Here is a 23,757-nt window from a genome sequence, read left to right on the forward strand (position 1 = left end):
TGCCCCGGCCCCTCTCTCCGGCGCGTGCCGTGTCCTGAACCCCACCTCGTCCTGTCCCCACGGGATGCGACCGGGTTCACCCATACCAGAACCAGGAGAGACCACCACAGTGGCCGTCAAGATTCGTCTGAAGCGTCTCGGCAAGATCCGAGCGCCGTACTACCGTGTCGTCGTCGCGGACTCGCGCACCAAGCGTGACGGTCGCGTCATCGAGGAGATCGGCAAGTACCACCCGACCGAGGAGCCCTCGTTCATCGAGATCACCTCGGACCGCGCCCAGTACTGGCTCGGCGTCGGCGCACAGCCGTCCGAGCAGGTGCTCGCGCTCCTCAAGATCACGGGTGACTGGCAGAAGTTCAAGGGTCTGCCCGGCACCGAGGGCACCCTCCGGGTCAAGGGCGAGAAGGCCGACCCGGCCGTTGCGATCGAGGCAGCCGCCGCGGACGCCGAGAAGGTCAAGGCGAACGCCGCGCAGAAGAAGTCCGAGGCCCCGGCCGCCGCGGACGCTGCTGACGACGCAGCCGCCGGCGACGAGCAGGCCTGATGATCGCCGAGGCCCTCGAGCACCTCGTGCGCGGCATCGTGGACAACCCGGACGACGTCCGGGTGAACGCGAAGTCGCTCCGGCGCGGTGACCTGCTCGAGGTCCGGGTCCACCCGGACGACCTCGGCCGTGTGATCGGCCGCGGTGGGCGCACGGCGCGCGCGCTGCGCACGGTGATCGGCGCTCTCGCGACCGACGGGCCCGTGCGCGTCGACGTCGTGGACGTCGACCGCCGCTGACGCCCGCACCGACCCCGCCCCCTCGTGGGGCGACGGGCAAGGCCCGGCCCGCCGACCGGCGGACCGGGCCTTCCTGCGTCCCGCCCCGGCCGGGGCGGGACGAGACGACCACCGGAGGAGTCACGACGATGGAGCTGACCGTCGCCCGTGTCGGCAAGCCGCACGGGCTGCGCGGCGAGGTCGCGCTCGACCTGCGCACCGACGACCCCGAGGCGCGCCTCGCCGTCGGGACGCGTCTCGAGACGCGTCCCGTCGGTGCCGGGCCGCTCACCGTGGGCGGGGTCCGCGTGCACCAGGGCCGCTGGCTCGTCGCCTTCGAGGGGGTGCGGGACCGCACCGACGCCGAGGCGCTGCGCGGTGTCGAGCTCGTCGTGGAGGCCGAGGCCTCCGCCGAGGAGGACGCCTGGTACCCGCACGAGCTCGCAGGGCTGCGCGCCGAGGACACCGACGGGCGCGACCTCGGCCGTGTCGAGGGCCTCGAGCACCTGCCCGCGCACGACGCCCTCGTGCTGCGTGAGCCCGACGGGACACGCACGCTCGTCCCGTTCGTTCGCCAGATCGTGCCCGTCGTGGACGTGGCCGGGGGTCGTGTCGTGCTCGACCCGCCGGGCGGGCTGCTCGCCTCCGACGCCGAGCACCTCGAGGTCGCGCTCCCGGGCCCCGTGCCCGAGGACGAGGCCGCGCGGGCGACGGACGAGGACGAGGCCTGACGTGCGGATCGACGTCGTCACGATCTTCCCCGACTACCTCGCCGCGCTCGACCTGTCGCTCGTGGGCAAGGCGCGGACCGCGGGGATCCTCGACCTCCGGGTCCACGACCTGCGCGACTGGACGACCGACCGCCACCGCACCGTCGACGACACCCCGTTCGGCGGCGGGGCGGGCATGGTCATGCGTCCGGACGTATGGGGCCGCGCGATCGACGAGGTGTCCGGGCTCGGGTCGGCCGCGCCGACGTCCTCCGCGACCGCCGGTATCCCCCGCCCGGATGCTCCCGCGCACCTGGTCGTCCCGACGCCGTCGGGTGCGACGTTCACCCAGCGCACCGCCGAGGCGCTGGCCGAGGAGGAGCACCTCGTGGTGGCGTGCGGCCGGTACGAGGGCATCGACGCGCGTGTCGCGGAGCACTACCGCGCGGCGGGGCTGCGGGTGAGCGAGCTGTCGATCGGCGACTACGTGCTCAACGGCGGGGAGGTCGCCGCGCTCGTCATGGTCGAGGCCGTGGCACGGCTGCTGCCCGGGGTCGTCGGCAACCCCGAGTCGCTCGTCGAGGAGTCCCACGGCGCCGCGGGGTTGCTGGAGTACCCCGTGTACACGAAGCCGCCGGCCTGGGACGGGCTCGAGGTGCCCGACGTGCTCCTCTCGGGTCACCACGCCCGCATCCACCGCTGGCGGCGAGACCAGGCGCTGCGCCGGACGGCGGCCCGCCGGCCCGACATGGTGCGCGCGCTCGACGCGGACGCGCTCGACCGGCACGACCTCGAGGTCCTCGCGGAGGCGGGCTGGCTCGTCGAGGAGGGTCGTCTCCTGCTCGGGAGCCCGCCCGGGGAACGCTGAGCGCGTCCGTGTGGCAGAATGGTCGATCGGTGTGCGCTCACTCCCGGTCTCTGCCACAGGGGACGCATCGGGACGTGCGACTCGCGACGCGACCCGCACGGCGCCGCCCACCTTCCTGACGAGAACGGCCAGGCTTGCCGCCCGGCCACGAGCGCGTCCGACCTGTGGCGGGCGAGGAGAGCATCATGCACACGCTGGACAGCGTCGACGCAGCATCGCTGCGCAGCGACGTCCCGGACTTCCGTCCCGGTGACACCCTCAAGGTCAACGTCAAGGTCGTGGAGGGCACCCGCTCCCGCGTCCAGGCGTTCCAGGGCGTCGTCATCGCGCGCCAGGGCAGCGGCGTCCGCGAGACGTTCACGGTCCGCAAGATCAGCTTCGGCGTGGGTGTCGAGCGCACGTTCCCCGTGCACTCGCCCTCCATCGAGTCGGCCGAGGTCGTGACGCGCGGTGACGTGCGTCGCGCCAAGCTGTACTACCTCCGCGCGCTGCGCGGCAAGAAGGCGAAGATCAAGGAGAAGCGCGACACCGCGCACACTCGCTGATCGACCCGTTCGACACGACGGGCGGCCGTCCTTCCGGGGCGGCCGCCCGTTCGCGTTCCCGCACGGGTCGACACGCGGTCCGCGGGACGGCCCCGTTTCCCGGATCACCTCCCGAGGTGGCATTGTGAACGCGTGACCGACAGCGCCCCGCCCCGAGGCCCGCGACCCGACGCCAGCACCGAGCGCGCGGCGCGCGACCCCCACGAGGCGAGGAACGACGTCGGGCCCACCCAGGAGCCGGCGGGCCGCGTCCCGGACGATCCTGAGGAAGCGACGACCAGGCACGACGCCCCGGCACCGCGGAAGTCGTCGCTCCTGCGCGAGACGGCGATCATCGTCGTCAGCGCGCTCGTGCTCTCGCTCCTCATCAAGACCTTCCTCGTGCAGGCGTTCTTCATCCCGAGCGCGTCCATGGAGGACACGCTCACGGAGGGCGACCGGGTCATGGTGTCGCGCCTCGTGCCGGGCGCCTTCGACGTGCACCGCGGCGACGTCGTCGTCTTCAAGGACCCGGGCGGCTGGCTCCCGCCGCCGGCCCCGCAGGACGAGAGCGTGGTCGGCGAGGCGGTCCGAGCGGCCCTGACGTTCGTCGGCCTGCTGCCCCAGGACACGGGCGAGCACCTCATCAAGCGCGTCATCGGGACGCCCGGTGACCACGTCGTGTGCTGTGACGCCGAGGGGCGCGTGAGCGTCAACGGCGAGTCGATCGACGAGTCCTCCTACATCAAGGCCGGTGCGGCCGCCAGCGAGCTCGCCTTCGACACGACCGTGCCCGCCGACATGCTCTTCGTCATGGGGGACAACCGGTCGAGCTCGGCAGACTCGCGCTACAACACGGGCAAGCCCGGGGGTGGGTTCGTGCCGATGGGCAACGTCGTCGGGACGGCGTTCGTCAAGGTCTGGCCGCTCTCGCACGTGGGGCTCCTGCGCAACCCCGGCGACGTGTTCGCCGGCGTGCCCGAGGTGGAGCCGTGACCCTGGGCGAGGTTGCCCGGCCCGTCCGGCCGTCGTCGCCCCGCGCGGCGGCCGCACGGGGCACCATGCGGCGGCGACCGGACCTGCGCCAGGAGCGCACGATGCTGCGCGACGGCGCGCGGCTCGTCGCCGGCATGGACGAGGTCGGGCGCGGAGCCCTCGCGGGCCCTGTCTCCGTGGGCGTCGTGGTCGTCGACCTCGGGACCAAGCCGTGCCCGCCCGGTCTGACCGACTCGAAGCTCCTCACGGCGGCGGCGCGAGAGGCGCTCGTCCCGCTCGCCCGCGCGTGGTGCCTCGCCTGGGCCGTCGGCCACGCCGGGCCGGCCGAGATCGACGCGCACGGCATCGTCGGCGCCCTGCGCCTCGCGGGGCGGCGGGCGCTCGCCCAGGTGCGGCGGAGCGTCGGGGACGTCGACGCCGTCCTGCTCGACGGCAAGCACGACTGGCTCAGCCGTCCGTCCGCGGTCGACCTGTTCGAGGCGTTCGAGCTCGAACCCGTCGACGAGGACCGGATCGTCGACCCCCGCGTGCGGACCCTGGTCAAGGCCGACCTGCAGTGCGCGTCCGTGGCCGCGGCGAGCGTCCTGGCGAAGACCGAGCGCGACGCGCTCATGACGAGCCTCGCGCGGCAGTACCCGGCGTTCGGCTGGGACCAGAACAAGGGCTACGGGGCGACGGCGCACGTCGAGGCGCTGCGCGAGCACGGCCCGACGCCGCAGCACCGCCGGTCGTGGCGGCTGCCCCGGCGCGGCGAGACGGGCCTGGACGTGGCGGCCTACGAGGAGCTCGTCGACGTGCTCGAGCTCGACCCGGCGGCGGTCCTGCCCACGAGCTGAGGCAGGCCCGCGGGCCGTGATGGTCCATGATGGACACGTGAGCGCCGAAGACCTCGAGAACTACGAGACCGAGATGGAGCTCGCCCTCTACCGCGAGTACCGCGACGTGGTGGGCCTGTTCTCGTACGTGGTGGAGACCGAACGCCGCTTCTACCTGGCGAACCAGGTGGACCTGCAGGTGCGGTCGGCCGCCGGCGAGGTGTACTTCGAGCTGCGGCTCGCCGACGCGTGGGTCTGGGACGTCTACCGCTCCGCGCGCTTCGTGAAGTCCGTGCGCGTCGTGACGTTCAAGGACGTCAACGTCGAAGAGCTCGCCAAGGCCGAGCTCCAGCTCTGACAGCGGTCCTGGCCGTGCACAGGCCCGACCTCTGACCCTCCGTCCACACCCCTCGCGGGCTCCTGGCGCCGAACCGTGCTGCGGCCCCACGGTGGGTCGCGGAGGTGAGCTCATGAGAGCGAAGGACGCCGTCGGGCGGTACGGGGAGAAGGTGGCCGCGGCCTACCTGGTCGAGGCCGGCTGGACCGTGCTCGACCGCAACTGGCGCGGGACGCGCGGAGAGCTCGACGTGGTCGCGCTGGACGACGACGTGCTCGTCGCGGTCGAGGTCAAGACGCGGCGGGGGACCGGCTTCGGTCACCCCGCCCAGGCCGTCACGGCCGACAAGATCGCGCGGCTGCGGCGCCTGACGGGGGAGTGGCTCGCCACGCACGAGGTCCGCGCGCGATCGGTCCGCATCGACGTGGTGGCGGTCGTCGTGGCACGCGCCGGCGCGGCGCAGGTCGAGCACCTCGTCGGGGTGAGCGCCTGATGGGCCTCGGGACCACGCGCGCCGTCGCGCTCGTCGGGCTCACGGGGTACGTCGTCGAGGTCCAGGCGCACCTCGCGGCGTCCGTTCCCGGGTTCGTGCTCGTCGGCCTGCCGGACACGGCGCTCAGCGAGTCGCGCGACCGGGTGCGAGCGGCGGTGGCGTCGTCGGGCATCTCGTGGCCGCAGCGCAAGATCACCGTGAACCTCTCGCCCGCCGCGCTCCCGAAGTCGGGCACCGGCTTCGACCTCGCGATCGCCGTCGCGACGCTCGGCGGGGCGGGAGTGCTGCCGCCCAGCGCCGTCGAGGGCGTCGTGCACCTGGGCGAGCTGGGGCTCGACGGGCGGCTCCAACCGGTCCGCGGCATCCTGCCCGCCGTCGCTGCGGCAGTCGCCGCCGGATACCGCGACGTCGTCGTGCCCGCGGCCGACGTCGCCGAGGCGCGACTGGTCCCCGGAGCACGCGTCGTCGGGGCCACGAACCTCGCCGACGTCGCACGCCTCCACGGCGCGACGCTCGACGAGCCCGACACGCCCGTCGCGCCGGTGGCACCGGCCCGCCCGGTCGTCGAGCGGCCCCCGACCGGCGACCTCGCGGACGTCGTCGGGCAGGGCGAGGCGCGGCACGCGCTCGAGGTCGCGGCCGCGGGCGGGCACCATCTGCTGCTCGTCGGGGCACCGGGCGCGGGCAAGACGATGCTCGCGTCGCGGCTGCCCGGCATCCTGCCGGACCTCACCGAGAGCGAGGCCGTCGAGGTGACCGCGGTGCACTCCGTCGCGGGAGTCTTCGACCCGGGCGGCGGGCTCGTGCGCCGCCCGCCGTACGAGGACCCGCACCACACCGCGACACCCGCCGCGATCGTCGGGGGCGGGACGGGCATGCCGCGACCCGGCGCGGCCTCCCGCGCGCACCGCGGGGTCCTCTTCCTGGACGAGGCGCCCGAGTTCGGCGCGCGCGTGCTGCAGACGCTGCGCCAGCCGCTCGAGCACGGCGAGCTCGTCATCCACCGCGCGGGCGGCACGGCGCGCTACCCGGCCCGGTTCCAGCTCGCGCTCGCCGCGAACCCGTGCCCGTGCGGCAAGGGTGTGGGCAAGGGGCTGGACTGCACGTGCTCGCCGGTGGCGCAGCGGCGCTACTTCGGCAGGCTGTCGGGCCCGCTGCTCGACCGGGTCGACGTCCAGGTCGAGGTGCGGCCCGTCTCGCGGGTCGAGCGCGCGGGTGACGTCGTCCCGGAGTCCAGCGCGGTGGTCGCGGCACGCGTGCGGGCGGCGCGCGAGGCCGCGCAGCACCGGCTCGCGGGGACGGGCTGGCGGACCAACGCCGAGGTGCCCGGCACCTGGTTGCGCGACCGCCTCGGCGCGGACCCGGGTCTCCTCACGGACGTCGACACCGCGCTCGACCGCGGCACGCTGAGCCTGCGCGGCGCGGACCGGGTGCTCCGGCTCGCGTGGACCGTCGCCGACCTCGCGGGGCGGGACGCACCCACCCGGTCGGACGTCGGGGCCGGGCTCGCGCTGCGCACGCGGGGCTACCGTGGCTGAGCGGGCGGAAGGGGTCGTGACTCCCGTGCGGCCGCTGTTCGACGTGACGGACGACCGGCTCGCGCGGGCCGCGTGGTCGCGGATCGCCGAGCCCGGTGACGACGTCGCCGTCGTCCTCGTCGAGCATCTCGGCGCGGGACCGGCACTGGCCTGGGTCCACGAGGCCGTGAACGACCCGGCCGAGGCACGCCGCGCGCTCGTCGAGCTTGCGGACCCCGGTGTCGCCGTGCCGACCGACCCTCTGCGCGTCGCCGGGCTCGGCGAGCTCCTGCCGAGCGCCAGTCCAGGCTCCGGTCCGGGGGCCGGCCCGAGCGCCGGTGCGGGCGCCGGTGCGGGCGGTCGCGGCGGACCCGTTCCCCGCCTGCTGCGGGGTCTGGCCCGCTGGGCACCTCGGCTCGACGGGCTCGACCCGCGCCGGGAGCTGCGCGTGCTCGAACGCCTGGGAGGGTCGCTGGTCGTGCCGGAGGACACGGGATGGCCCGCTGCGCTGGACGTCCTCGGGCCGACGCGCCCGCACGCGTTGTGGGTCCGAGGCGCGCGCGACCTGGACCGCCTCGCCGACCGCTCCGTCGCGCTCGTCGGGGCGCGCGCCTGCACCGACTACGGGCGGCACGTGACGGGGGAGATGGGCGCCGGGCTGGCCGCGCGCGGCTTCACCGTCGTGTCCGGTGGCGCCTACGGGATCGACGCGGCGGCGCACCGCGCGGCGCTGGTCGCCGGCGGCCCGACCGTCGCCTTCCTCGCGGGCGGGGTCGACCGCCTGTATCCGACGGGGAACACCGACCTGCTGCGTGCGGTCCTCGAGTCGGGTGGTGCGGTCGTCTCGGAGGTGCCGCCAGGGTCCGTGCCGAGCCGCGTGCGGTTCCTGCAGCGCAACCGGCTCATCGCCGCGCTCGCGTGCGCGACCGTCGTCGTGGAGGCGGCGTGGCGGTCCGGCTCGCTCAGCACCGCGGCCCGGGCGGTGGAGCTCTCGCGCCCCGTCGGCGCGGTGCCCGGCCCGGTGACGTCCATGGCGTCGTCGGGCTGCCACCGCCTCCTGCGCGACGGCGCGGCCGTGTGCGTCACCGACGCCGCAGAGGTGGCCGAGCTCGCCGGGGAGCTCGCACGCGACCTGGCGCCGGCCGTCCCGCGGTCCGCCGCCGACCGGCCGACCGCTGCGTACGACGGCCTCGACGAGGTCGAGCGCAAGGCGTGGGACGCGCTGCCCGTGCGGACGCACGCGTCCACGGAGTCCGTCGCGCGCACGGCCGGCCTCTCCGTGCCGGACGCGCTGGCCGCGCTCGGACGGCTCGAGGTCCGCACGCTGGCCGAGCGCACGAGGGGCGGTTGGCGGCGGCTCGCGAGCGGCTGAGTCCGGGCGCCTCCGGAGAGCCTCCCCGGCCGGCGCGACGCCTCCGGCCACACTGAGGGCGTGGACAGGTCGGGACGCGTGGACGGTCGGGACGAGCAGGGGCGCCGCGATCGGGAGGGCGACGAGCGTGATCCCCTCCCGGGGACTCTGCGCGCGGCACTCTCCGCCTTCTGCGAGCACCTCGAGGTCGACCGGGGGACGTCCCTGCACACGGTCCGGGCCTACGCGGGGGACGTCGAGACGCTGCTGCGGCACGCGTCGCGCGGCGGCGCGACGACGGTCGACGCGGTCGACCTGGCGGTCCTGCGGTCGTGGCTGACGGAGCAGTCGGAGCGCGGACTCGCCCGTGCGACGCTCGCGCGTCGCGGGGCGGCGGCCCGGGCGTTCTTCGACTGGGCGCGCACGTCGGGGCGGATCGCGACCGATCCCGCCGTGCGGCTCGCGAGCCCGCGCGTTCCCCGCACGCTGCCCACCGTGCTGGCCGTGGAGGCCGCCGCGCGTCTGCTCGACGTGGCTCGCGACGCGGCCGCGGACGGGGATCCCGCACGCGTGCGGGAGTGGACGGCTGCCGAGCTGCTCTACGGCGCGGGCGTCCGCGTCGGCGAGCTCGCCGGGACCGACGTCGACGACCTGGACCTCGACGTGCGCACCGTGCGGGTGGTCGGCAAGGGCGACAAGGAGCGCGTCGTCCCGTTCGGCCTCCCGGCCGCCCGCGCGGTGCGGCGGTGGCTCGACGTCGGGCGCCCGGCGCTCGCGACCGAGCGGTCGGGGGCGGCGCTGCTCCTCGGGGACCGCGGCGGCCGGTGGGGACAGAGGCAGGTCCGTGACGCCGTGCACCGTCTCGCCCAGGCTGCGGGCGTCGACGACGTCGCGCCCCACGACCTGCGCCACAGCGCGGCCACGCACCTGCTCGCCGGAGGCTCGGACCTGCGCAGCGTGCAGGAGATCCTCGGCCACTCCTCGCTCGCGACCACCCAGCGCTACACGCACGTGACGGCCGAGCGGCTGCGCAGCTCGTTCGAGCAGGCGTTCCCGCGCGCCTGAGGACTAGCCGAGGGGCAGCAGCACGATCGGAGGTCGCTCACCGAGCAGCGCGAGCGGATCGACGTAGCGCTCGCCGCGGCGCACGCCCCAGTGCACGCAGACGGCGGCGCAGTGGCCACCGTGGACGCCGTCGGCCACGGCGTCCTCGACCGTGCCGACGGCGGTCCCCGCCCCGACCCGCGTCCCCGGCGCCACCGAGCCCACGACGGGTTCGAGCGACGTCCGCAGCCCGTCGTCGTGCGCGACGACGAGCACGGCCCGTCCGGCGACCGGACCGGCGAACGTGACGACTCCGGGCGCGGGGGAGCGGACGGTCTCCCCGGGCGACGCCTCGAGGTCGACGCCGCGGTGCCCGGGGAGCCAGTCGTGCTCCGGTGGGTCGAACGGGGCGAGGACGCCCAGGTCGTCCGGGTCGCGCTCGAGCGGCGGGACCCATCCCGCTGCCCGCCCTGCGGTTCCGTCGTCGACGTACGGATCGGCGACGTCCACGTGGGTGACGGACGACGCGCCCACCGGCGGTGCACCGACGAGCGGCACCGCCGGGTGCGGGCCGGCGACCGCGCCGGGGCCGGTGACGGCGAGCAGCCCACCGACGGCGATCGCGAGCACGGGCCGGCGAGCAGGACGCGGGCACCGGTCGAGGCCCGTCCAGCGGTGCGGCAGAAGGTCCGGGTCGAGGTGGCTGTCGAGGTCCATCACGCCAGGCTGCCGCGTACGGTGGTCGTGCGGGTGCGGCCGTCGTCAGTCTGTGGACGACGCACCGGAGGGGGACCGGCGGGCGCGGGCTGTGGACGGTCCGGCGGTCGGGTAGACTGACCGACGCGACCGGCACGCTCGTCTGCCTTGTTCGGGGTCATTCTCGACGAAGGCGGTGCGAGTCGGTCGACTTCGCGCGTCACGTCCTTGCTCATCCTCCCGGTTCCGCCGGGTCGTCGGGTGAGGCCGCGTCCGACGTCGGTCCTGCTCGCACCTGTTCGACGGTGTGCGGGCAGGTGTCGGCACGGGTGGCGCCAGGGGTGCGGACCATCAGGTCGGCACCGTCAACCGCACCGCGGCCCGTCCTCACGGGGAGGGCCGCCAGAAGCGTGCGCGTACCGGGTGGATCCCGGGCCGCACGGCGAAAGGACGTGTCATGGCCGTCGTGACCATGCGCCAGCTCCTCGAGAGCGGTGTCCACTTCGGGCACCAGACCCGCCGTTGGAACCCGAAGATGAAGCGCTTCATCTTCACCGAGCGCAACGGCATCTACATCGTCGACCTGCAGCAGTCGCTGTCGTACATCGACCGCGCGTACGAGTTCGTCAAGGAGACGGTCGCGCACGGCGGCTCGATCCTCTTCGTCGGCACCAAGAAGCAGGCCCAGGAGCCCGTCGCCGAGCAGGCCGCGCGCGTCGGCATGCCGTACGTGAACCACCGCTGGCTCGGTGGCATGCTCACCAACTTCACCACGGTGCACAAGCGTCTCCAGCGCCTCAAGGAGCTCGAGGAGATCGACTTCGACGACGTCGCCGGCTCGTCGCTCACCAAGAAGGAGCTCCTCGTCCTGCGTCGCGAGAAGGACAAGCTCGCCCGCACGCTCGGCGGCATCCGCGACATGGCGAAGGTCCCCTCCGCCGTGTGGATCGTCGACACGAACAAGGAGCACCTCGCGGTCGACGAGGCGCGCAAGCTCCACATCCCGATCGTCGCGATCCTCGACACCAACTGCGACCCGGACGTCGTGGACTACAAGATCCCCGGCAACGACGACGCGATCCGCTCCGTCACGCTGCTCACGCGCGTGATCGCGGACGCGGTCGCGGAGGGTCTGCTCCAGCGTCACTCCGGCCGCTCGGGTGCCGAGGCCGGCACCGAGGCGGACGCCGAGCCGCTCGCCGAGTGGGAGCGCGAGCTCCTCGCCGGTGCCGAGCAGCAGCTCGCGACCGACGAGACGGCCGCGGACGCCGCGCCGACCGAGGGCCCCTCCGGCGCCGAGGAGGCCGTCGCGCCGGGTGCGGACGCCGCTCCGGCCGTCGAGGCGGCTGCTGAGGCCGCCGAGGTCGAGGCCACGGAGACCGCCGAGGCGGAGCCCGAGGCCACGGAGTCCGTGGAGACGGAGGCCGTCGAGGCCGACGCAGCCGAGACGCCTGCCGCCGAGGCCGACGAGACCAAGTGACGACCCGGGGCGCGCGACGGGAGACCGTCGCGCGCCCCGCGCCGTCCGGTCGCACCGGCACCGCGCGAGGTGCCACCAGCACGTACCCGTGACGAACCACGAGTGAGGAACCATCATGGCGAACTACACCGCCGCTGACATCAAGGCCCTGCGCGAGCGCACCGGTGCCGGCATGCTCGACGTGAAGAAGGCGCTCGACGAGGCGGACGGCGACGCGGACAAGGCGCTGGAGATCATCCGCGTCAAGGGTCTGAAGGGCGTCGCCAAGCGCGAGGGCCGCTCGACCTCCGAGGGCCTCATCGCCGTCGACATCCGCGACACCGAGGGCGGGCAGGTCGCGACGCTCATCGAGCTCAACTCCGAGACGGACTTCGTCGCGAAGAACGAGACGTTCATCGCCCTGGCGGACCGCGTGCTCAAGGCCGCGGCCGACGCCGGTGCGCGCGACGCCGACGCGGCGCTTGCCGCCGACGCGGACGGCGAGACCGTCCAGGTCGTCATCGACAACCAGGCCGCGACGCTCGGCGAGAAGATCGTCCTGCGCCGTGTCACCCGCGTGGCGGGCGAGCGCGTCACCGCGTACCTCCACCGCACCGCGCGCGACCTGCCGCCGTCGATCGGCGTCGTCGTCGCGACCGACGCCGCGGGCGAGGCCGTCGCGAAGGACGTCGCGCAGCACGTCGCCGCGATGTCGCCGACGTACCTCTCGCGCGACGAGGTCCCGGCCGACACCGTCGAGAACGAGCGTCGGATCGCCGAGGAGACCTCGCGCAACGAGGGCAAGCCCGAGGCTGCGCTGCCGAAGATCATCGAGGGTCGCCTGAACGGCTTCTTCAAGGACGTCGTCCTCGTCGACCAGCCGCTCGCGAAGGACCCGAAGAAGACGGTCGGCCAGGTCGTCTCCGAGGCCGGCGGCTCGATCACCGAGTTCGTGCGGTACCGCGTCGGCGCCTGACGCCACCCCTGGCCCGGCCCTGTCGTCCGCGTGACGGCCGGGCCGGGCCACCGCGCACCCGGGGCTTTCCCGGGCGCGTGACGACCGCGGCCGCCGGGCACGCGCACGACGTGCGCACCCGACGAGCACCGCGACCACGGCACACGACCCGCCCGCGCGGGCGACGACTCGAGGACAGGTGGCCACAGTGACGACAAGCGAGCAGACGCGCGAGGGCGGAGCGGGCGCCCCGCCTCGCCGGGTCCTCCTCAAGCTCTCCGGCGAGACGTTCGGCGGCGGTCAGATCGGGCTCGCGCCGGACGTCGTCCAGCGTGTCGCGCAGGAGATCGCCGACGCCGTGGCGCAGGGCGTCCAGGTCGCGATCGTGGTCGGCGGGGGTAACTTCTTCCGCGGCGCCGAGCTCTCGCAGCGCGGCCTCGACCGCGCGCGCGCCGACTACATGGGCATGCTCGGCACCGTGATGAACTGCCTGGCTCTCCAGGACTTCCTCGAGCAGGCGGGCGTCACAACGCGCGTGCAGACCGCGATCACCATGGGGCAGGTCGCCGAGCCCTACATCCCGTTGCGTGCCATCCGCCACCTCGAGAAGGGCCGCGTCGTGATCTTCGGCGCCGGCGCCGGGATGCCGTACTTCTCCACGGACACGGTCTCCGTGCAGCGCGCTCTCGAGACGCACTGCCAGATGGTGCTCATGGGCAAGAACGGCGTGGACGGTGTCTACACGGCGGATCCTCGCAAGGACCCGGACGCCGTCAAGCTCGACCACCTGACGTACACCGACGCGCTCGTCAACGACCTCGGGGTCATGGACGCGACGGCGATGAGCCTGTGCCGCGACAACGACGTGCGCATGCGCGTCTTCGGCATGGGAGAGCCGGGGAACGTCACACGCGCCCTGGTCGGCGAGAATATTGGCACACTGGTCACGGCCGCCTGACGCTGACACCGCCCGACGGACCCACCGACGGAACGACCGACGAACGACGAAGGAGCACTGGTGATCGACGAGACCCTCCTCGAGGCCGAGGAGAAGATGGACAAGGCGGTCGAGGTGGCCAAGGAGGACTTCGCCGCGATCCGCACCGGGCGTGCGAACGCCGCGATGTTCAACAAGATCACGGTCGACTACTACGGTGCGCCCACACCGCTGCAGCAGCTCGCGTCGTTCACGGTGACGGAGGCGCGCACGATCCTCGTCTCCCCCTTCGACAAGAGCTCGATCACCGCGGTCGAGAAGTCGCTGCGCGAGTCGGACCTCGGCGTCAACCCGTCCAGCGACGGCAACGTGGTCCGCATCGTGCTGCCCGCTCTCACCGAGGAGCGTCGCCGCGACTTCGTCAAGCTCGCCAGGTCGAAGGCGGAGGACTCGCGCGTCTCGATCCGCAACGTCCGCCGTCGCGCCAAGGAGGAGCTGGACCGCATCGTCAAGGACGGCGAGGCCGGCGAGGACGAGGTCGCCCGCGCGGAGAAGGAGCTCGAGGCGCTCACCAAGGCGCACGTCGACCAGGTCGACGCGCTGCTCGCGGGCAAGGAGAGCGAGCTGCTCGAGGTCTGAGCACCTCGCTCGGCGAGCTCCACCACCTATGACAGATTCGTCCTCGACGGCCGCCGACGACGGCTCTTCCGCCGGCGCGCGGCGTGCCCCGAAGGCGGGCCGGAACCTCCCTGTGGCGATCGGGGTGGGCCTCGGCCTGCTCGCGCTCGTCGCGGCGAGCCTCGCGTTCCGACCCGAGTTCTTCGTGCTGCTCGCGGTCGTGGCCGTGGGTGCGGCGCTGTGGGAGCTGGCGCAGGCGTTCAAGCGCCGCGACCTGCACGTGCCGGTCCTGCCGCTGCTCGTCGGTACCGTCGGCATCCTCGTGTCCTCGTACTACTCGGGGCCCGAGGCGCTGCTCGTCTCGTTCATGCTCACCGTCGCGGGCCTCGTCGTGTGGCGTGTCATCGACGGGTCGGGCACGGCCGCGGTGCGCGACGCCGCTGCGGGGACGTTCGCGGCGGCGTACCTGCCGTTCATGGCGGGCTTCGTCATGCTCATGCTCGCCGAGCCGGACGGGCGTGTCCGGGTCCTGCTCTTCATCCTGCTCGCGGTCGCCAACGACGTGGGCGGGTACGTGGCCGGGGTCCTGTTCGGGCGGCACCCCCTGGCGCCCTCGGTGAGCCCGAAGAAGTCCTGGGAGGGCCTCGCGGGTTCCTTCGTCCTCGCGACCGCCGTCGGTGTCGTGGGGGTGGTGTTCGGGCTCGGCGCGAGTCCGTTGCTCGGCGTCGCCCTCGGGGTGCTCGCCCCGCTGACGGCGACCGTGGGCGACCTCGCCGAGTCGATGATCAAACGGGACCTAGAATTGAAGGACATGGGGTCGCTCCTGCCCGGTCACGGAGGCATCCTGGACCGGCTCGACTCCATGCTCCTCACCGCCCCGTTCGTGTACGTGCTGCTCGCGCTGGCCGTCTGACGGCAGCACCGCACGCCCTCCGCTCGACCGCCCCCCACGCTTGGACCCTCCCATGACCGTCCGTTCCGTCCGCCCCTCCGCGGAGTCGAAGCCGCTGCCGCTCGTCATGTCGGCGCCTCGACGCGGCAAGCCCCCGCGCCACTTCGCCGACCTCGCGCCGGAGGAGGTGCGGGACGCCGTCGTCGAGCTGGGTGAGAAGCCGTTCCGGGCCAAGCAGCTCGCGACGCACTACTACGCGCACCTCACACGCGACCCCGAGGCGATGACGGACCTGCCGAAGGCGACGCGCGACGTGCTCGCGGACGCGCTCTTCCCGCCGCTGCTCACGGCGGCGCGACGCATGGAGGCCGACGGCGGCACGACGGTCAAGACGCTCTGGCACCTCTTCGACGGGGCCAAGGTCGAGTCCGTCCTCATGCGCTACCCGCAGCGCTCGACGCTGTGCGTCTCGAGCCAGGCGGGCTGCGGCATGGCGTGCCCGTTCTGCGCGACGGGCCAGCTCGGCCTCACGCGCAACCTCTCGGTCGCGGAGATCGTCGAGCAGGTGCGGTCCGCCGCCCGTTCGCTCGCCGACGGTGAGATCCCGGGCGGCCCGGCCCGCTTGAACAACCTCGTGTTCATGGGCATGGGGGAGCCGCTCGCGAACTACAAGGCCGTCATGGGCACCGTCCGCCGCCTGGTCGCGCCCGCGCCCGACGGCCTCGGCATGTCGGCGCGCAACATCACGGTCTCGACGGTCGGTCTCGTCCCGGCGATGCGCAAGCTCGCCGACGAGGGCATCCCCGTGACGCTCGCTCTCTCGCTGCACGCGCCGGACGACGACCTGCGCAGCGAGCTCGTGCCGATCAACACGCGCTGGAGCGTCGACGAGACGCTCGACGCCGCACGGCACTACTTCGAGGTGACCGGTCGGCGCGTGAGCATCGAGTACGCGCTCATCAAGGACATGAACGACCACGCGTGGCGCGCGGACCTGCTGGGCGAGAAGCTCAACGCCCGCGGTCGCGGCTGGGTGCACGTCAACCCCATCCCGCTGAACCCCACCCCCGGGTCCATCTGGACCGCGAGCGACCCTGCCGTCGAGGCGGAGTTCGTGGCACGATTGCGCGGGCACGGGATCCCGACGACGATCCGTGACACCCGCGGGAGCGACATCGACGGCGCCTGCGGGCAGCTCGCTGCAGAGGAGGACGAGTGAGTTCGCTGTTCACCACGGTCGGCAAGACCCGGAACGGGTACGACCCGGAGGAGGTCGACGACTTCTTCGAGCACGCCCGGGACGTGTACGAGGGTCGGGTGGTGGAGCGGCTCACGAGCACCGAGATCCAGACCTCGGTGTTCGACCTCGTCCGCGGCGGGTACGACACGCACGAGGTGGACGCGGCGCTCGACCGGCTCGAGGGGGCGTTCATCGCGCGTCAGCGGGCCGAGTACGTCGCGGCGCACGGCCAGCAAGCCTGGATGAACGCGCTCGCGGAGCGCGCACGCACCCTGTACGGGCGGCTCGGGCGACCGGACGGCGAGAAGTTCGCGCTCGCAGAGCGCGGCAAGCCGGCGTACGACGTCGACGACGTCGACGACCTGTGCGACCGCCTCGTCGCCTACTTCGACCGCCAGGTCCCCGTCAGCGCGGCGGAGATCCGGTCGGCGACGTTCGGCCGCGCGCGCGGCCGCGACGGCTACGCGGAGGGTCCGGTCGACGCGTTCTTCGCCCGCGCCATCGAGGTGCTGCTCGGGGTCGAGTGACGTCCCTCGCGCCGTTGGCGGCGCCCGGATGAACCCGCGGACGTCGACGAACCCGTGGGTGCGGAGCGTCGTCGAAGGGCTCGCCGTGTTCAACGCCCGCCACCCGTGGAGCCACAACGACCACTTCCACGGGTGGATCGTGCGCCGGCTGCCGTCGGGAGCCCGGCGCGTGCTCGACGTCGGATGCGGCACGGGGACCCTGCTCGCCGTGCTGCGTGCGAAGGCGAACGTCGCGGAGGTGCACGGCATCGACGTGGACGCGACCATGGCGCGCCGCGCAGCGAAGCGCTTCGCGGACGACCCGCACGTCACGGTGCGGTGCCTCGCGTTCGACGACGTGGCGGAGCGCTACGACACTGTGACCATGGTCGCGTCGCTCCACCACCTCGAGCTCGGACCGGCGCTCGGGCACGCCCGCGAGCTCCTCGCGCCCGGCGGCCGGCTGCTCGTGGTCGGCCTGGCACGCCCTGCGTCGCGGACCGACGTCGCGATCGACGTCGTCTCCGCGCTCCTCAACCCGGTGGTCGGTCTCCTGCGGCACCCGCGCCCGCTGCGCACGCCCGCGCCGCCGCACGAGCCGGCGATGCCCGTGCGGGACCCGGAGATGACGTTCGCCGAGGTCGCGCGCGCGGCGCACGACGTGCTCCCGGGCGCGAGGTGCCGCCGTCGGCTCTTCTTCCGGTACACGCTCGAGTGGACGCGCCCGCGTTGACTGGCGCACGAGGCGGCGGCGCCGCGCCGTCGGACGCCGTGCGGGCGGGGCCGTACCCGGGCAGCGTCCGCGTGCTGGGAGGATGGTGACCATGCACGACCCAGCACCCCTCCCCTCCGACGGCACGTCGGCCGCGCCCGAGGCGCCCGGCCGCCGCACCGTGACGATCCTCGGCTCGACCGGGTCCATCGGCACGCAGGCGATCAACGTGGTCCGCACGCATCCCGACCGCTTCCGGGTGGAGGCGCTGTCCGCGGGCGGCGGTGACGTGGATCTGCTCGCGCGTCAGGCCGCCGAGCTCCGCGTGCGCGCCGTAGGTGTCGCGGACGCGGGCCGCGCGTCCGCGCTCGAGGCCGCGCTCGCGGACGCGTTCGTCGGTCGTGGCGACGTCCCCGAGGTGCTCGCCGGTCCCGGCGCCGCGTCGGAGCTCGCCGGCCGGGGGAGCGACGTCGTCCTCAACGGCGTCACCGGGTCCGTGGGGCTCGGGCCGACGCTCGCGGCCCTGCGCGCCGGCTCGACGCTCGCGCTCGCGAACAAGGAGTCGCTCGTCGCCGGGGGCGCGCTCGTGCGCGCGGCCCAGCAGCGCGGAGACCAGATCGTCCCGGTCGACTCGGAGCACTCGGCGATCGCGCAGTGCCTGCGCTCGGGGACGCACGCCGAGGTGCGCCGGCTCGTCCTGACCGCCTCGGGCGGCCCGTTCCGTGGCTGGACGGCCGACGACGTCAAGGCCGCCACGGTCGACCAGGCGCTCGCGCACCCGACCTGGGCCATGGGGCCCGTCGTCACCGTGAACTCCGCGAGCCTCATGAACAAGGGCCTCGAGCTCATCGAGGCGCACCTGCTGTTCGACGTGCCCGCCGACGACATCACGGTCGTCGTGCACCCGCAGTCCGTCGTGCACTCGATGGTCGAGTTCGTCGACGGGTCGACGATCTCACAGGCCTCGCCGCCCGACATGCGCCTGCCGATCGCGCTCGGGCTGTCGTGGCCGGACCGTCTCGACCCCGTGACCCCGCCGTGCGACTGGTCGACGGCGACGTCGTGGACGTTCGAGCCGCTCGACGACGCCGCGTTCCCGGCGGTGGGCCTCGCGCGCGCCGCCGTGGCGGCCAGCGCGACCCACCCCGCGGTCTACAACGCGGCCAACGAGGAGGCCGTCGCGGCGTTCCTCAGCGGACGTGCAGGTTTCGGTGACATCGTGACGACGGTCGAGCGCGTGCTCGCCGCGCACGACGGAACCTCCGCGGACGCCGTGACGTTGGACCACGTGGCGGACGCCGAGTCGTGGGCGCGCGCCAGCGCCCACGAGCTGCTGGACCGCCGGTGACACCGCACCGCCCCGCCGCCGGTACCGGCGCGGACGCCCAGAAGGAGCAGAGGACGAGATGGCCACGCTGATCGGCATCCTCGTGATCGTGGTCGGGATCGTCGTCTCGATCGCGCTGCACGAGGTCGGGCACATGGTGCCGGCGAAGAAGTTCGGCGTCCGTGTGAGCCAGTACATGGTCGGGTTCGGGCCGACCCTGTGGTCGCGCACCAAGGGCGAGACCGAGTACGGGCTCAAGGCGATCCCCCTGGGGGGCTACGTCCGCCTCGTCGGCATGTACCCGCCGGCCCCCGCCGGCGCGCGCCCCCGCGGGCAAGGCTTCTTCGCGCAGGTCATCGCCGACGCGCGCGACGCCAGCACCGAGGAGATCCGCCCGGGTGAGGAGCACCGCGCGTTCTACAACCTCTCCGCGCCCAAGAAGGTCGTCGTCATGCTCGGCGGTCCCTTCATGAACCTCCTCATCGCCGTCGTGCTGTTCCTCGTCGTCTTCGTCGGCATCGGTCTGCCGGGGGGCGCCGTCACGACGACGGTCGCGAGCGTCAACCCGTGCCTCGCCACGAGCATCACCACCGAGCAGACCGCGTGCGCGGCGGACGCCCCGGAGTCGCCCGCAGCCGCGGCAGGCCTGCAGCCCGGCGACGCCGTCGTCGAGTACGACGGGCAGGACGTGACGTCATGGGAGCAGCTCTCCGGGCTCATCCGCGGGACGGCCGACGAGACCGTGCCGATGGTGGTCGAGCGTGACGGCGAACGCGTCGACCTGACGATCACGCCCGCGGAGGTCCAGCGGCAGGTGATCGCCGAGGACGGCACGCCGGTCGTCGACGACGACGGCGAGCCCGTGACCGAGCCCGCGGGCGCCGTCGGCTTCGTCCCCGTCCAGGAGCGGGAGCGCGCCGGGGTGGGGACGGCGCTCGACGCGACGTGGCAGCAGGTCAGCGGCACGGCCGCGATCATCGTCACCCTGCCCGTGAAGGTCTACGAGGCGGCGGAGGCGGCGTTCACCGACGCCCCGCGCGGCCAGGACTCCGTGATGAGCGTCGTCGGCGTCGGCCGGGCGGCCGTGGACGTGGCCGGCGCGGACAACCCGGTCCTCGACCGCGTCGTCCTCATGCTCTTCCTCCTCGCAGCGCTCAACGTCGCGCTCTTCGTCTTCAACCTCATCCCGCTCCTGCCGCTCGACGGCGGGCACGTGGTCAACGCGCTCTACGAGGGCGCCAAGCGCACGGTGGCCCGCGTCCGCGGCCGGCCCCGACCGGGCCCCGCCGACCTCGCCCGCATGATGCCGGTCGCGTACGTGATGTTCGTCGTGCTCCTCGGCGTCGGCGGCCTGCTCATCGTCGCGGACATCATCGACCCGGTCCGCCTCGCGTAGCACGGGCTCGGGCCGGGTTCACGACCCGCGTGGTCGCGTCGGGTGGCCGGGGTGGGTGGCGCGCTCGGGCTGCCGCGCCGTCACCTCGGCCGTTCGTCGCACGTTCTCGAGCGCGGCTTGACGCCCTTCGCACCCCACCCACCCCGACCCGGCTCCGTCTCACCCTGGTCCCACGCACCGGTCCGCACCACGGTCCGCACCACGGTCCGCACTCTCGTGGCGCCTCGCGCCCGACGTGCGGTCGGTCCGCGACCGAGAAGTGAGTTTCGGCCCCGGATTCGACTGATTCGGGGGCGAGAACTCACTTCTCGGCGGGCCCGGCCCCAGCGCGGACCCGACCACGCGGGCCGTGGACCCGACCACCACCGCGGACCCGACCGCGAGCCCGACCGAGCGCACGAGCGCGTGGAGGGTCCGCGAAGATGTGCCGGACCCGGCGGGAAGGTGACGCCGCAGACAGGTCCGGGGTGCGGCGTCGGGCACGGCGCGGGGGATACTAGGGGCGTGAGCGTACCCATCAGCCTCGGAATGCCCGCCGCGCCGCCCCCGGTGCTCGCGCCACGGCGCAAGACCCGCAAGATCAAGGTCGGCAAGGTGGAGGTCGGCGGCGACGCGCCGATCAGCGTCCAGTCGATGACGACCACGCCGACGACCGACATCAACGCGACGCTCCAGCAGATCGCCGAGCTCACGGCCTCGGGCTGCGACATCGTGCGCGTCGCGGTCCCCAGCGCGGACGACGCGCTCGCGCTGCCGGCGATCGCGAGGAAGTCGCAGATCCCCGTGATCGCGGACATCCACTTCCAGCCCAAGTACGTGTTCGCCGCGATCGACGCGGGCTGCGCCGCGGTGCGCGTGAACCCGGGCAACATCCGCAAGTTCGACGACCAGGTCAAGGAGATCGCGAAGGCGGCCTCGGACGCCGGTGTGTCGCTGCGCATCGGCGTGAACGCAGGTTCGCTCGACCCGCGCCTGCTCGCGAAGTACGGCAAGGCGACACCCGAGGCGCTCGTCGAGTCGGCCGTGTGGGAGGCGTCGCTGTTCGAGGAGCACGGCTTCCACGACTTCAAGATCTCGGTCAAGCACAACGACCCCGTCGTCATGGTGCGCGCGTACGAGCTGCTCTCCGAGGCGGGCGACTGGCCGCTGCACCTCGGCGTGACCGAGGCCGGCCCAGCCTTCCAGGGCACCATCAAGTCGGCGACGGCGTTCGGCGCCCTGCTCAGCAAGGGCATCGGCGACACGATCCGGGTCTCGCTGTCCGCACCTCCCGTCGAGGAGGTCAAGGTCGGCAACCAGATCCTCCAGGCGCTCAACCTCCGGCCCCGCAAGCTCGAGATCGTGTCGTGCCCGTCGTGCGGTCGCGCCCAGGTGGACGTCTACACGCTCGCCGAGAAGGTGACCGCGGGCCTCGAGGGCATGGAGGTCCCGCTGCGTGTCGCGGTGATGGGCTGCGTCGTCAACGGCCCGGGCGAGGCGCGGGAGGCGGACCTCGGCGTCGCGTCGGGCAACGGCAAGGGACAGATCTTCGTCAAGGGTGAGGTCGTCAAGACCGTCCCGGAGTCGCTCATCGTCGAGACCCTCATCGAGGAGGCGCTGCGCATCGCCGAGACCATGACCCCGGAGAACGACTCGCAGGCCGGTCCGCCGGTCGTCACGGTGGGCTGACGCTCCCGTGGCCCGCTGGCGCCCGTCGGTCCCCGCCCTGCGCCCGCGAGCACGGGGCGAGTCGTCCGAGCGGGCACGCGTCCTGCGCGACGCCGACGTGACGGAGGCTCTCGCGGTGTGTGCGGGCGACCCGGTCGCCTCGGCGCTCGCGGCGTCCCGCCTCGTCGTCGCGCAGGCTGCGGGTCTGCACGGTGCGGGCGGCCAGGCATGGGGCTTTCCCGCCCAGGGCCCGCTGGTGGCGGTGTGCTGGGCGGGCGCGAACCTCGTGCCTGTCGTCCCGTCGACGCTCGACGAGGCCGACCGACGTGCCGCGGTCGACGCGTTCGCGGACCTCGCCCGGCACGCGGGTCGACGCTCGTCGTCCGTGGTGGGGGAGCGCGACGCCGTCCTCGCCCTCTGGGAGCGTCTCGCCGAGCACTGGCCGGCGCCCCGGGAGATCCGCGCGAGCCAGCCGTCGCTCGCGATCGGCCGGGATCCCGACGTCGCACCGGACCACGCCGTGCGGCGCTCCGTCCCGGCCGAGGTGCCGGTCGTCCTGCCCGCGTGCGTCCGCATGTTCACCGAGGAGGTCGGCTACTCGCCGGTCGAGGGCGGAGGGCGCGCCTACGAGGAGCGCGTCCGGTCCCTCGTCCTGGCGGGCCGTTCCTTCGTCCGGCTGGCGGGGGAGCGCGACGGCGCACCGCACGTCGTCTTCAAGGCCGAGCTCGGCGCGGTGACTCCCCTCGTCGCGCAGGTGCAGGGCGTGTGGGTCGACCCGCGCTACCGCGGGCGCGGTCTCGCCGCGCCGGGCATGGCCGCGGTGGTGCGGCTCGCCCGCGAAGGGGTGCCCACGGAGGCCTCGCGCCGGGCCGCGCCACCCGTCGTCTCGCTCTACGTCAACGACTACAACACCCGCGCGCTCGCGACGTACCGACGCGTCGGGTTCGAGCAGGTCGGCACCTACGCGACCGTGCTCTTCTGAGTCTGCGTGCCGCCTACTTGAGCAGGCGCGACATCCGGCGGTCGGCGAGGACCTGCCCGCCCGTCTGGCACGTCGCGCAGTACTGCAGGCTCCGGTCGGCGAAGCTCACCTCGCGCACCGTGTCGCCGCACACGGGGCACGGCAGGCCGGTGCGGCCGTGCACGCGCATCCCCGAGCGCTTGGCATCCTTGAGCTCGGCGGCCGGCCGGCCCGACGACGCCGCCACGGCCTCGGCGAGCACCTCGCCGACGGCGGCGTGCACCCGGGCGACCTCGTCCGGCGTGAACGAGCGCGTGAGCTTGAACGGGCTCGTGCGGGCCGCGTGCAGGATCTCGTCCGAGTAGGCGTTGCCGATCCCCGCGATGGACGACTGGTCGCGCAGGAGCCCCTTGACCTGCTGGTTGCGCGCGGCCATGAGGCCGGCGAGCACCGCGGGCGTGAACGCGGGGTCGAGCGGTTCCACGCCGAGGGTCTCGATCGCCCGGACCTCCGCGGGGTCGCGCACGACGTGCACCGCGAGCCGCTTGCGCGTCCCTGCCTCGGTGAGGTCGAACCCGGAGCCGTCGTCGAACCGGACGCGCAGCCCGAGCACGGCGATCCTCCCGCCGCCGCTGCCCCCGAGCCGCGGCTTGACGGGCGTCGTCGGCGCCTTCTCCGACCACCGCAGCCACCCCGCGCGGGCGAGGTGGAACACGAGGTGCAGCTCGGCGTCGTCGGGACCGCCCGGCACGGCGTCCGTGCCGGCGCCCGACGGGCGGGCAAGCACCAGGTCGAGCCACTTGCCGTGGCGTCGTGCCCCCGCGACCTCGCGGCCGACGAGCGCCGTGGCGGGCGGGTCGAACGTCTTGAGCGCGGAGATCTGGGCCACGTCCGCGGCGACGACGGTGCGGCCCGCCGTGCGGTCGTCGAGGAACCGGACGAGGGCCTCGACCTCGGGGAGCTCGGGCATGGGGACATCCTCCCCGCCGGTAAG

Annotated in this window: 26 protein-coding genes; 24 read left to right on the forward strand and 2 right to left on the reverse strand. The window is 73.8% G+C overall.

Annotation, left to right across the window (positions count from 1 at the left end):
* Nucleotides 1-109 precede the first annotated feature (109 nt).
* The 12 genes from rpsP to AC4H2H_RS08175 all read left to right on the forward strand — a co-directional run bounded on the left by rpsP (nt 110) and on the right by AC4H2H_RS08175 (nt 9,438).
* The gene (gene rpsP / locus AC4H2H_RS08120) at nt 110-544 is read left to right on the forward strand and encodes a 30S ribosomal protein S16 (protein ID WP_494370296.1); all 435 of its coding nucleotides are present in this window, start codon (nt 110-112) and stop codon (nt 542-544) included.
* Complete coding sequence (locus AC4H2H_RS08125; protein WP_494370297.1) at nt 544-783, forward strand: RNA-binding protein; 240 nt, start codon at nt 544-546, stop codon at nt 781-783. The genes rpsP and AC4H2H_RS08125 overlap by 1 nt, the downstream gene beginning before the upstream one ends.
* Nucleotides 784-911: 128 nt before the next feature.
* The gene (gene rimM, locus AC4H2H_RS08130) at nt 912-1,493 is read left to right on the forward strand and encodes a ribosome maturation factor RimM (protein WP_494370298.1); all 582 of its coding nucleotides are present in this window, start codon (nt 912-914) and stop codon (nt 1,491-1,493) included.
* Between the two features lies 1 nt (nt 1,494).
* Nucleotides 1,495-2,340 carry a tRNA (guanosine(37)-N1)-methyltransferase TrmD gene (trmD, locus tag AC4H2H_RS08135; protein ID WP_494370299.1) on the forward strand — a complete coding sequence of 282 codons (846 nt, stop codon included), beginning with the start codon at nt 1,495-1,497 and terminating at the stop codon, nt 2,338-2,340.
* 185 nt (nt 2,341-2,525) lie between these two features.
* Nucleotides 2,526-2,885 (forward strand): 50S ribosomal protein L19, encoded by a 360-nt coding sequence (rplS, locus tag AC4H2H_RS08140; RefSeq protein WP_494370300.1) that lies wholly within the window; start codon nt 2,526-2,528, stop codon nt 2,883-2,885.
* A 132-nt stretch (nt 2,886-3,017) separates the two neighbouring features.
* On the forward strand, nt 3,018-3,860 hold the full coding sequence (lepB, locus tag AC4H2H_RS08145; RefSeq protein WP_494370301.1) for a signal peptidase I: 843 nt from the start codon (nt 3,018-3,020) through the stop codon (nt 3,858-3,860).
* A gap of 65 nt (nt 3,861-3,925) precedes the next feature.
* Nucleotides 3,926-4,696 carry a ribonuclease HII gene (gene rnhB, locus AC4H2H_RS08150; protein ID WP_494370358.1) on the forward strand — a complete coding sequence of 257 codons (771 nt, stop codon included), beginning with the start codon at nt 3,926-3,928 and terminating at the stop codon, nt 4,694-4,696.
* 37 nt (nt 4,697-4,733) lie between these two features.
* The gene (locus AC4H2H_RS08155) at nt 4,734-5,033 is read left to right on the forward strand and encodes a DUF2469 domain-containing protein (RefSeq protein ID WP_024840525.1); all 300 of its coding nucleotides are present in this window, start codon (nt 4,734-4,736) and stop codon (nt 5,031-5,033) included.
* Nucleotides 5,034-5,145: 112 nt separating this feature from the next.
* Nucleotides 5,146-5,505, forward strand: coding sequence for a YraN family protein (locus AC4H2H_RS08160; protein ID WP_494370302.1), 360 nt, complete (start codon nt 5,146-5,148; stop codon nt 5,503-5,505).
* Nucleotides 5,505-7,043 carry a YifB family Mg chelatase-like AAA ATPase gene (locus tag AC4H2H_RS08165; protein WP_494370303.1) on the forward strand — a complete coding sequence of 513 codons (1,539 nt, stop codon included), beginning with the start codon at nt 5,505-5,507 and terminating at the stop codon, nt 7,041-7,043. The genes AC4H2H_RS08160 and AC4H2H_RS08165 overlap by 1 nt, the downstream gene beginning before the upstream one ends.
* Before the next feature lie 16 nt (nt 7,044-7,059).
* Nucleotides 7,060-8,394 (forward strand): DNA-processing protein DprA, encoded by a 1,335-nt coding sequence (dprA, locus tag AC4H2H_RS08170; protein WP_494370304.1) that lies wholly within the window; start codon nt 7,060-7,062, stop codon nt 8,392-8,394.
* A 147-nt stretch (nt 8,395-8,541) separates the two neighbouring features.
* A complete protein-coding gene (locus AC4H2H_RS08175; RefSeq protein ID WP_494370359.1) occupies nt 8,542-9,438 on the forward strand; it encodes a tyrosine-type recombinase/integrase in 897 nt (298 codons plus the stop codon).
* Nucleotides 9,439-9,441: 3 nt separating this feature from the next.
* Here AC4H2H_RS08175 and AC4H2H_RS08180 read toward each other — a convergent pair whose 3' ends face one another.
* Entirely contained in the window at nt 9,442-10,134 is a 693-nt protein-coding gene (locus tag AC4H2H_RS08180; protein ID WP_494370305.1) for a murein hydrolase activator EnvC family protein, read from the reverse strand.
* Between the two features lie 436 nt (nt 10,135-10,570).
* On the opposite strand from AC4H2H_RS08180, the gene rpsB reads away from it, so the two are divergent.
* The 12 genes from rpsB (at nt 10,571) to AC4H2H_RS08240 (ending at nt 22,784) form a co-directional block, all read left to right on the forward strand.
* On the forward strand, nt 10,571-11,593 hold the full coding sequence (gene rpsB, locus AC4H2H_RS08185; protein ID WP_494370306.1) for a 30S ribosomal protein S2: 1,023 nt from the start codon (nt 10,571-10,573) through the stop codon (nt 11,591-11,593).
* Between the two features lie 115 nt (nt 11,594-11,708).
* Nucleotides 11,709-12,548, forward strand: coding sequence for a translation elongation factor Ts (tsf, locus tag AC4H2H_RS08190; RefSeq protein ID WP_494370307.1), 840 nt, complete (start codon nt 11,709-11,711; stop codon nt 12,546-12,548).
* Between the two features lie 178 nt (nt 12,549-12,726).
* Complete coding sequence (gene pyrH, locus AC4H2H_RS08195) at nt 12,727-13,485, forward strand: UMP kinase (RefSeq protein ID WP_494370308.1); 759 nt, start codon at nt 12,727-12,729, stop codon at nt 13,483-13,485.
* A gap of 60 nt (nt 13,486-13,545) precedes the next feature.
* The gene (frr, locus tag AC4H2H_RS08200; RefSeq protein WP_494370309.1) at nt 13,546-14,103 is read left to right on the forward strand and encodes a ribosome recycling factor; all 558 of its coding nucleotides are present in this window, start codon (nt 13,546-13,548) and stop codon (nt 14,101-14,103) included.
* 28 nt (nt 14,104-14,131) lie between these two features.
* Entirely contained in the window at nt 14,132-14,995 is an 864-nt protein-coding gene (locus tag AC4H2H_RS08205; protein WP_494370310.1) for a phosphatidate cytidylyltransferase, read from the forward strand.
* 52 nt (nt 14,996-15,047) lie between these two features.
* Nucleotides 15,048-16,193: a dual-specificity RNA methyltransferase RlmN gene (gene rlmN / locus AC4H2H_RS08210; protein WP_494370311.1), complete on the forward strand. Its 1,146-nt coding sequence runs from the start codon at nt 15,048-15,050 to the stop codon at nt 16,191-16,193.
* Nucleotides 16,190-16,741: a DivIVA domain-containing protein gene (locus AC4H2H_RS08215; RefSeq protein WP_494370312.1), complete on the forward strand. Its 552-nt coding sequence runs from the start codon at nt 16,190-16,192 to the stop codon at nt 16,739-16,741. The genes rlmN and AC4H2H_RS08215 overlap by 4 nt, the downstream gene beginning before the upstream one ends.
* A gap of 28 nt (nt 16,742-16,769) precedes the next feature.
* The gene (locus tag AC4H2H_RS08220; protein ID WP_494370313.1) at nt 16,770-17,453 is read left to right on the forward strand and encodes a class I SAM-dependent methyltransferase; all 684 of its coding nucleotides are present in this window, start codon (nt 16,770-16,772) and stop codon (nt 17,451-17,453) included.
* 91 nt (nt 17,454-17,544) lie between these two features.
* Nucleotides 17,545-18,780 (forward strand): 1-deoxy-D-xylulose-5-phosphate reductoisomerase, encoded by a 1,236-nt coding sequence (gene dxr / locus AC4H2H_RS08225; RefSeq protein ID WP_494370314.1) that lies wholly within the window; start codon nt 17,545-17,547, stop codon nt 18,778-18,780.
* 58 nt (nt 18,781-18,838) lie between these two features.
* Nucleotides 18,839-20,155, forward strand: a complete 1,317-nt coding sequence (locus AC4H2H_RS08230; protein ID WP_494370315.1) for a M50 family metallopeptidase — start codon at nt 18,839-18,841, stop codon at nt 20,153-20,155.
* A 528-nt stretch (nt 20,156-20,683) separates the two neighbouring features.
* Nucleotides 20,684-21,823, forward strand: coding sequence for a flavodoxin-dependent (E)-4-hydroxy-3-methylbut-2-enyl-diphosphate synthase (ispG, locus tag AC4H2H_RS08235; protein WP_494370360.1), 1,140 nt, complete (start codon nt 20,684-20,686; stop codon nt 21,821-21,823).
* A 7-nt stretch (nt 21,824-21,830) separates the two neighbouring features.
* Nucleotides 21,831-22,784, forward strand: coding sequence for a GNAT family N-acetyltransferase (locus AC4H2H_RS08240; RefSeq protein ID WP_494370316.1), 954 nt, complete (start codon nt 21,831-21,833; stop codon nt 22,782-22,784).
* A 13-nt stretch (nt 22,785-22,797) separates the two neighbouring features.
* On the opposite strand, the gene AC4H2H_RS08245 is transcribed toward AC4H2H_RS08240, so the two are convergent.
* Nucleotides 22,798-23,733, reverse strand: a complete 936-nt coding sequence (locus AC4H2H_RS08245; RefSeq protein WP_494370317.1) for an Fpg/Nei family DNA glycosylase — start codon at nt 23,731-23,733, stop codon at nt 22,798-22,800.
* Between the last annotated feature and the right edge of the window lie 24 nt (nt 23,734-23,757).

Source organism: Cellulosimicrobium sp. BMG9.22, from assembly GCF_059159975.1.

Bases quoted from the DNA above. Each gene is read 5' to 3' on its own strand.
- AC4H2H_RS08125 (WP_494370297.1), top strand. From the start codon at position 544: ATGATCGCCGAGGCCCTCGAGCACCTCGTGCGCGGCATCGTGGACAAC.
- rimM (WP_494370298.1), top strand. From the start codon at position 912: ATGGAGCTGACCGTCGCCCGTGTCGGCAAGCCGCACGGGCTGCGCGGC.
- rplS (WP_494370300.1), top strand. From the start codon at position 2,526: ATGCACACGCTGGACAGCGTCGACGCAGCATCGCTGCGCAGCGACGTC.
- rnhB (WP_494370358.1), top strand. From the start codon at position 3,926: ATGCGGCGGCGACCGGACCTGCGCCAGGAGCGCACGATGCTGCGCGAC.
- AC4H2H_RS08160 (WP_494370302.1), top strand. From the start codon at position 5,146: ATGAGAGCGAAGGACGCCGTCGGGCGGTACGGGGAGAAGGTGGCCGCG.
- AC4H2H_RS08165 (WP_494370303.1), top strand. From the start codon at position 5,505: ATGGGCCTCGGGACCACGCGCGCCGTCGCGCTCGTCGGGCTCACGGGG.
- AC4H2H_RS08180 (WP_494370305.1), bottom strand. From the start codon at position 10,134: ATGGACCTCGACAGCCACCTCGACCCGGACCTTCTGCCGCACCGCTGG.
- rpsB (WP_494370306.1), top strand. From the start codon at position 10,571: ATGGCCGTCGTGACCATGCGCCAGCTCCTCGAGAGCGGTGTCCACTTC.
- tsf (WP_494370307.1), top strand. From the start codon at position 11,709: ATGGCGAACTACACCGCCGCTGACATCAAGGCCCTGCGCGAGCGCACC.
- AC4H2H_RS08205 (WP_494370310.1), top strand. From the start codon at position 14,132: ATGACAGATTCGTCCTCGACGGCCGCCGACGACGGCTCTTCCGCCGGC.
- rlmN (WP_494370311.1), top strand. From the start codon at position 15,048: ATGACCGTCCGTTCCGTCCGCCCCTCCGCGGAGTCGAAGCCGCTGCCG.
- AC4H2H_RS08220 (WP_494370313.1), top strand. From the start codon at position 16,770: ATGAACCCGCGGACGTCGACGAACCCGTGGGTGCGGAGCGTCGTCGAA.
- dxr (WP_494370314.1), top strand. From the start codon at position 17,545: ATGCACGACCCAGCACCCCTCCCCTCCGACGGCACGTCGGCCGCGCCC.
- AC4H2H_RS08230 (WP_494370315.1), top strand. From the start codon at position 18,839: ATGGCCACGCTGATCGGCATCCTCGTGATCGTGGTCGGGATCGTCGTC.
- ispG (WP_494370360.1), top strand. From the start codon at position 20,684: ATGCCCGCCGCGCCGCCCCCGGTGCTCGCGCCACGGCGCAAGACCCGC.
- AC4H2H_RS08245 (WP_494370317.1), bottom strand. From the start codon at position 23,733: ATGCCCGAGCTCCCCGAGGTCGAGGCCCTCGTCCGGTTCCTCGACGAC.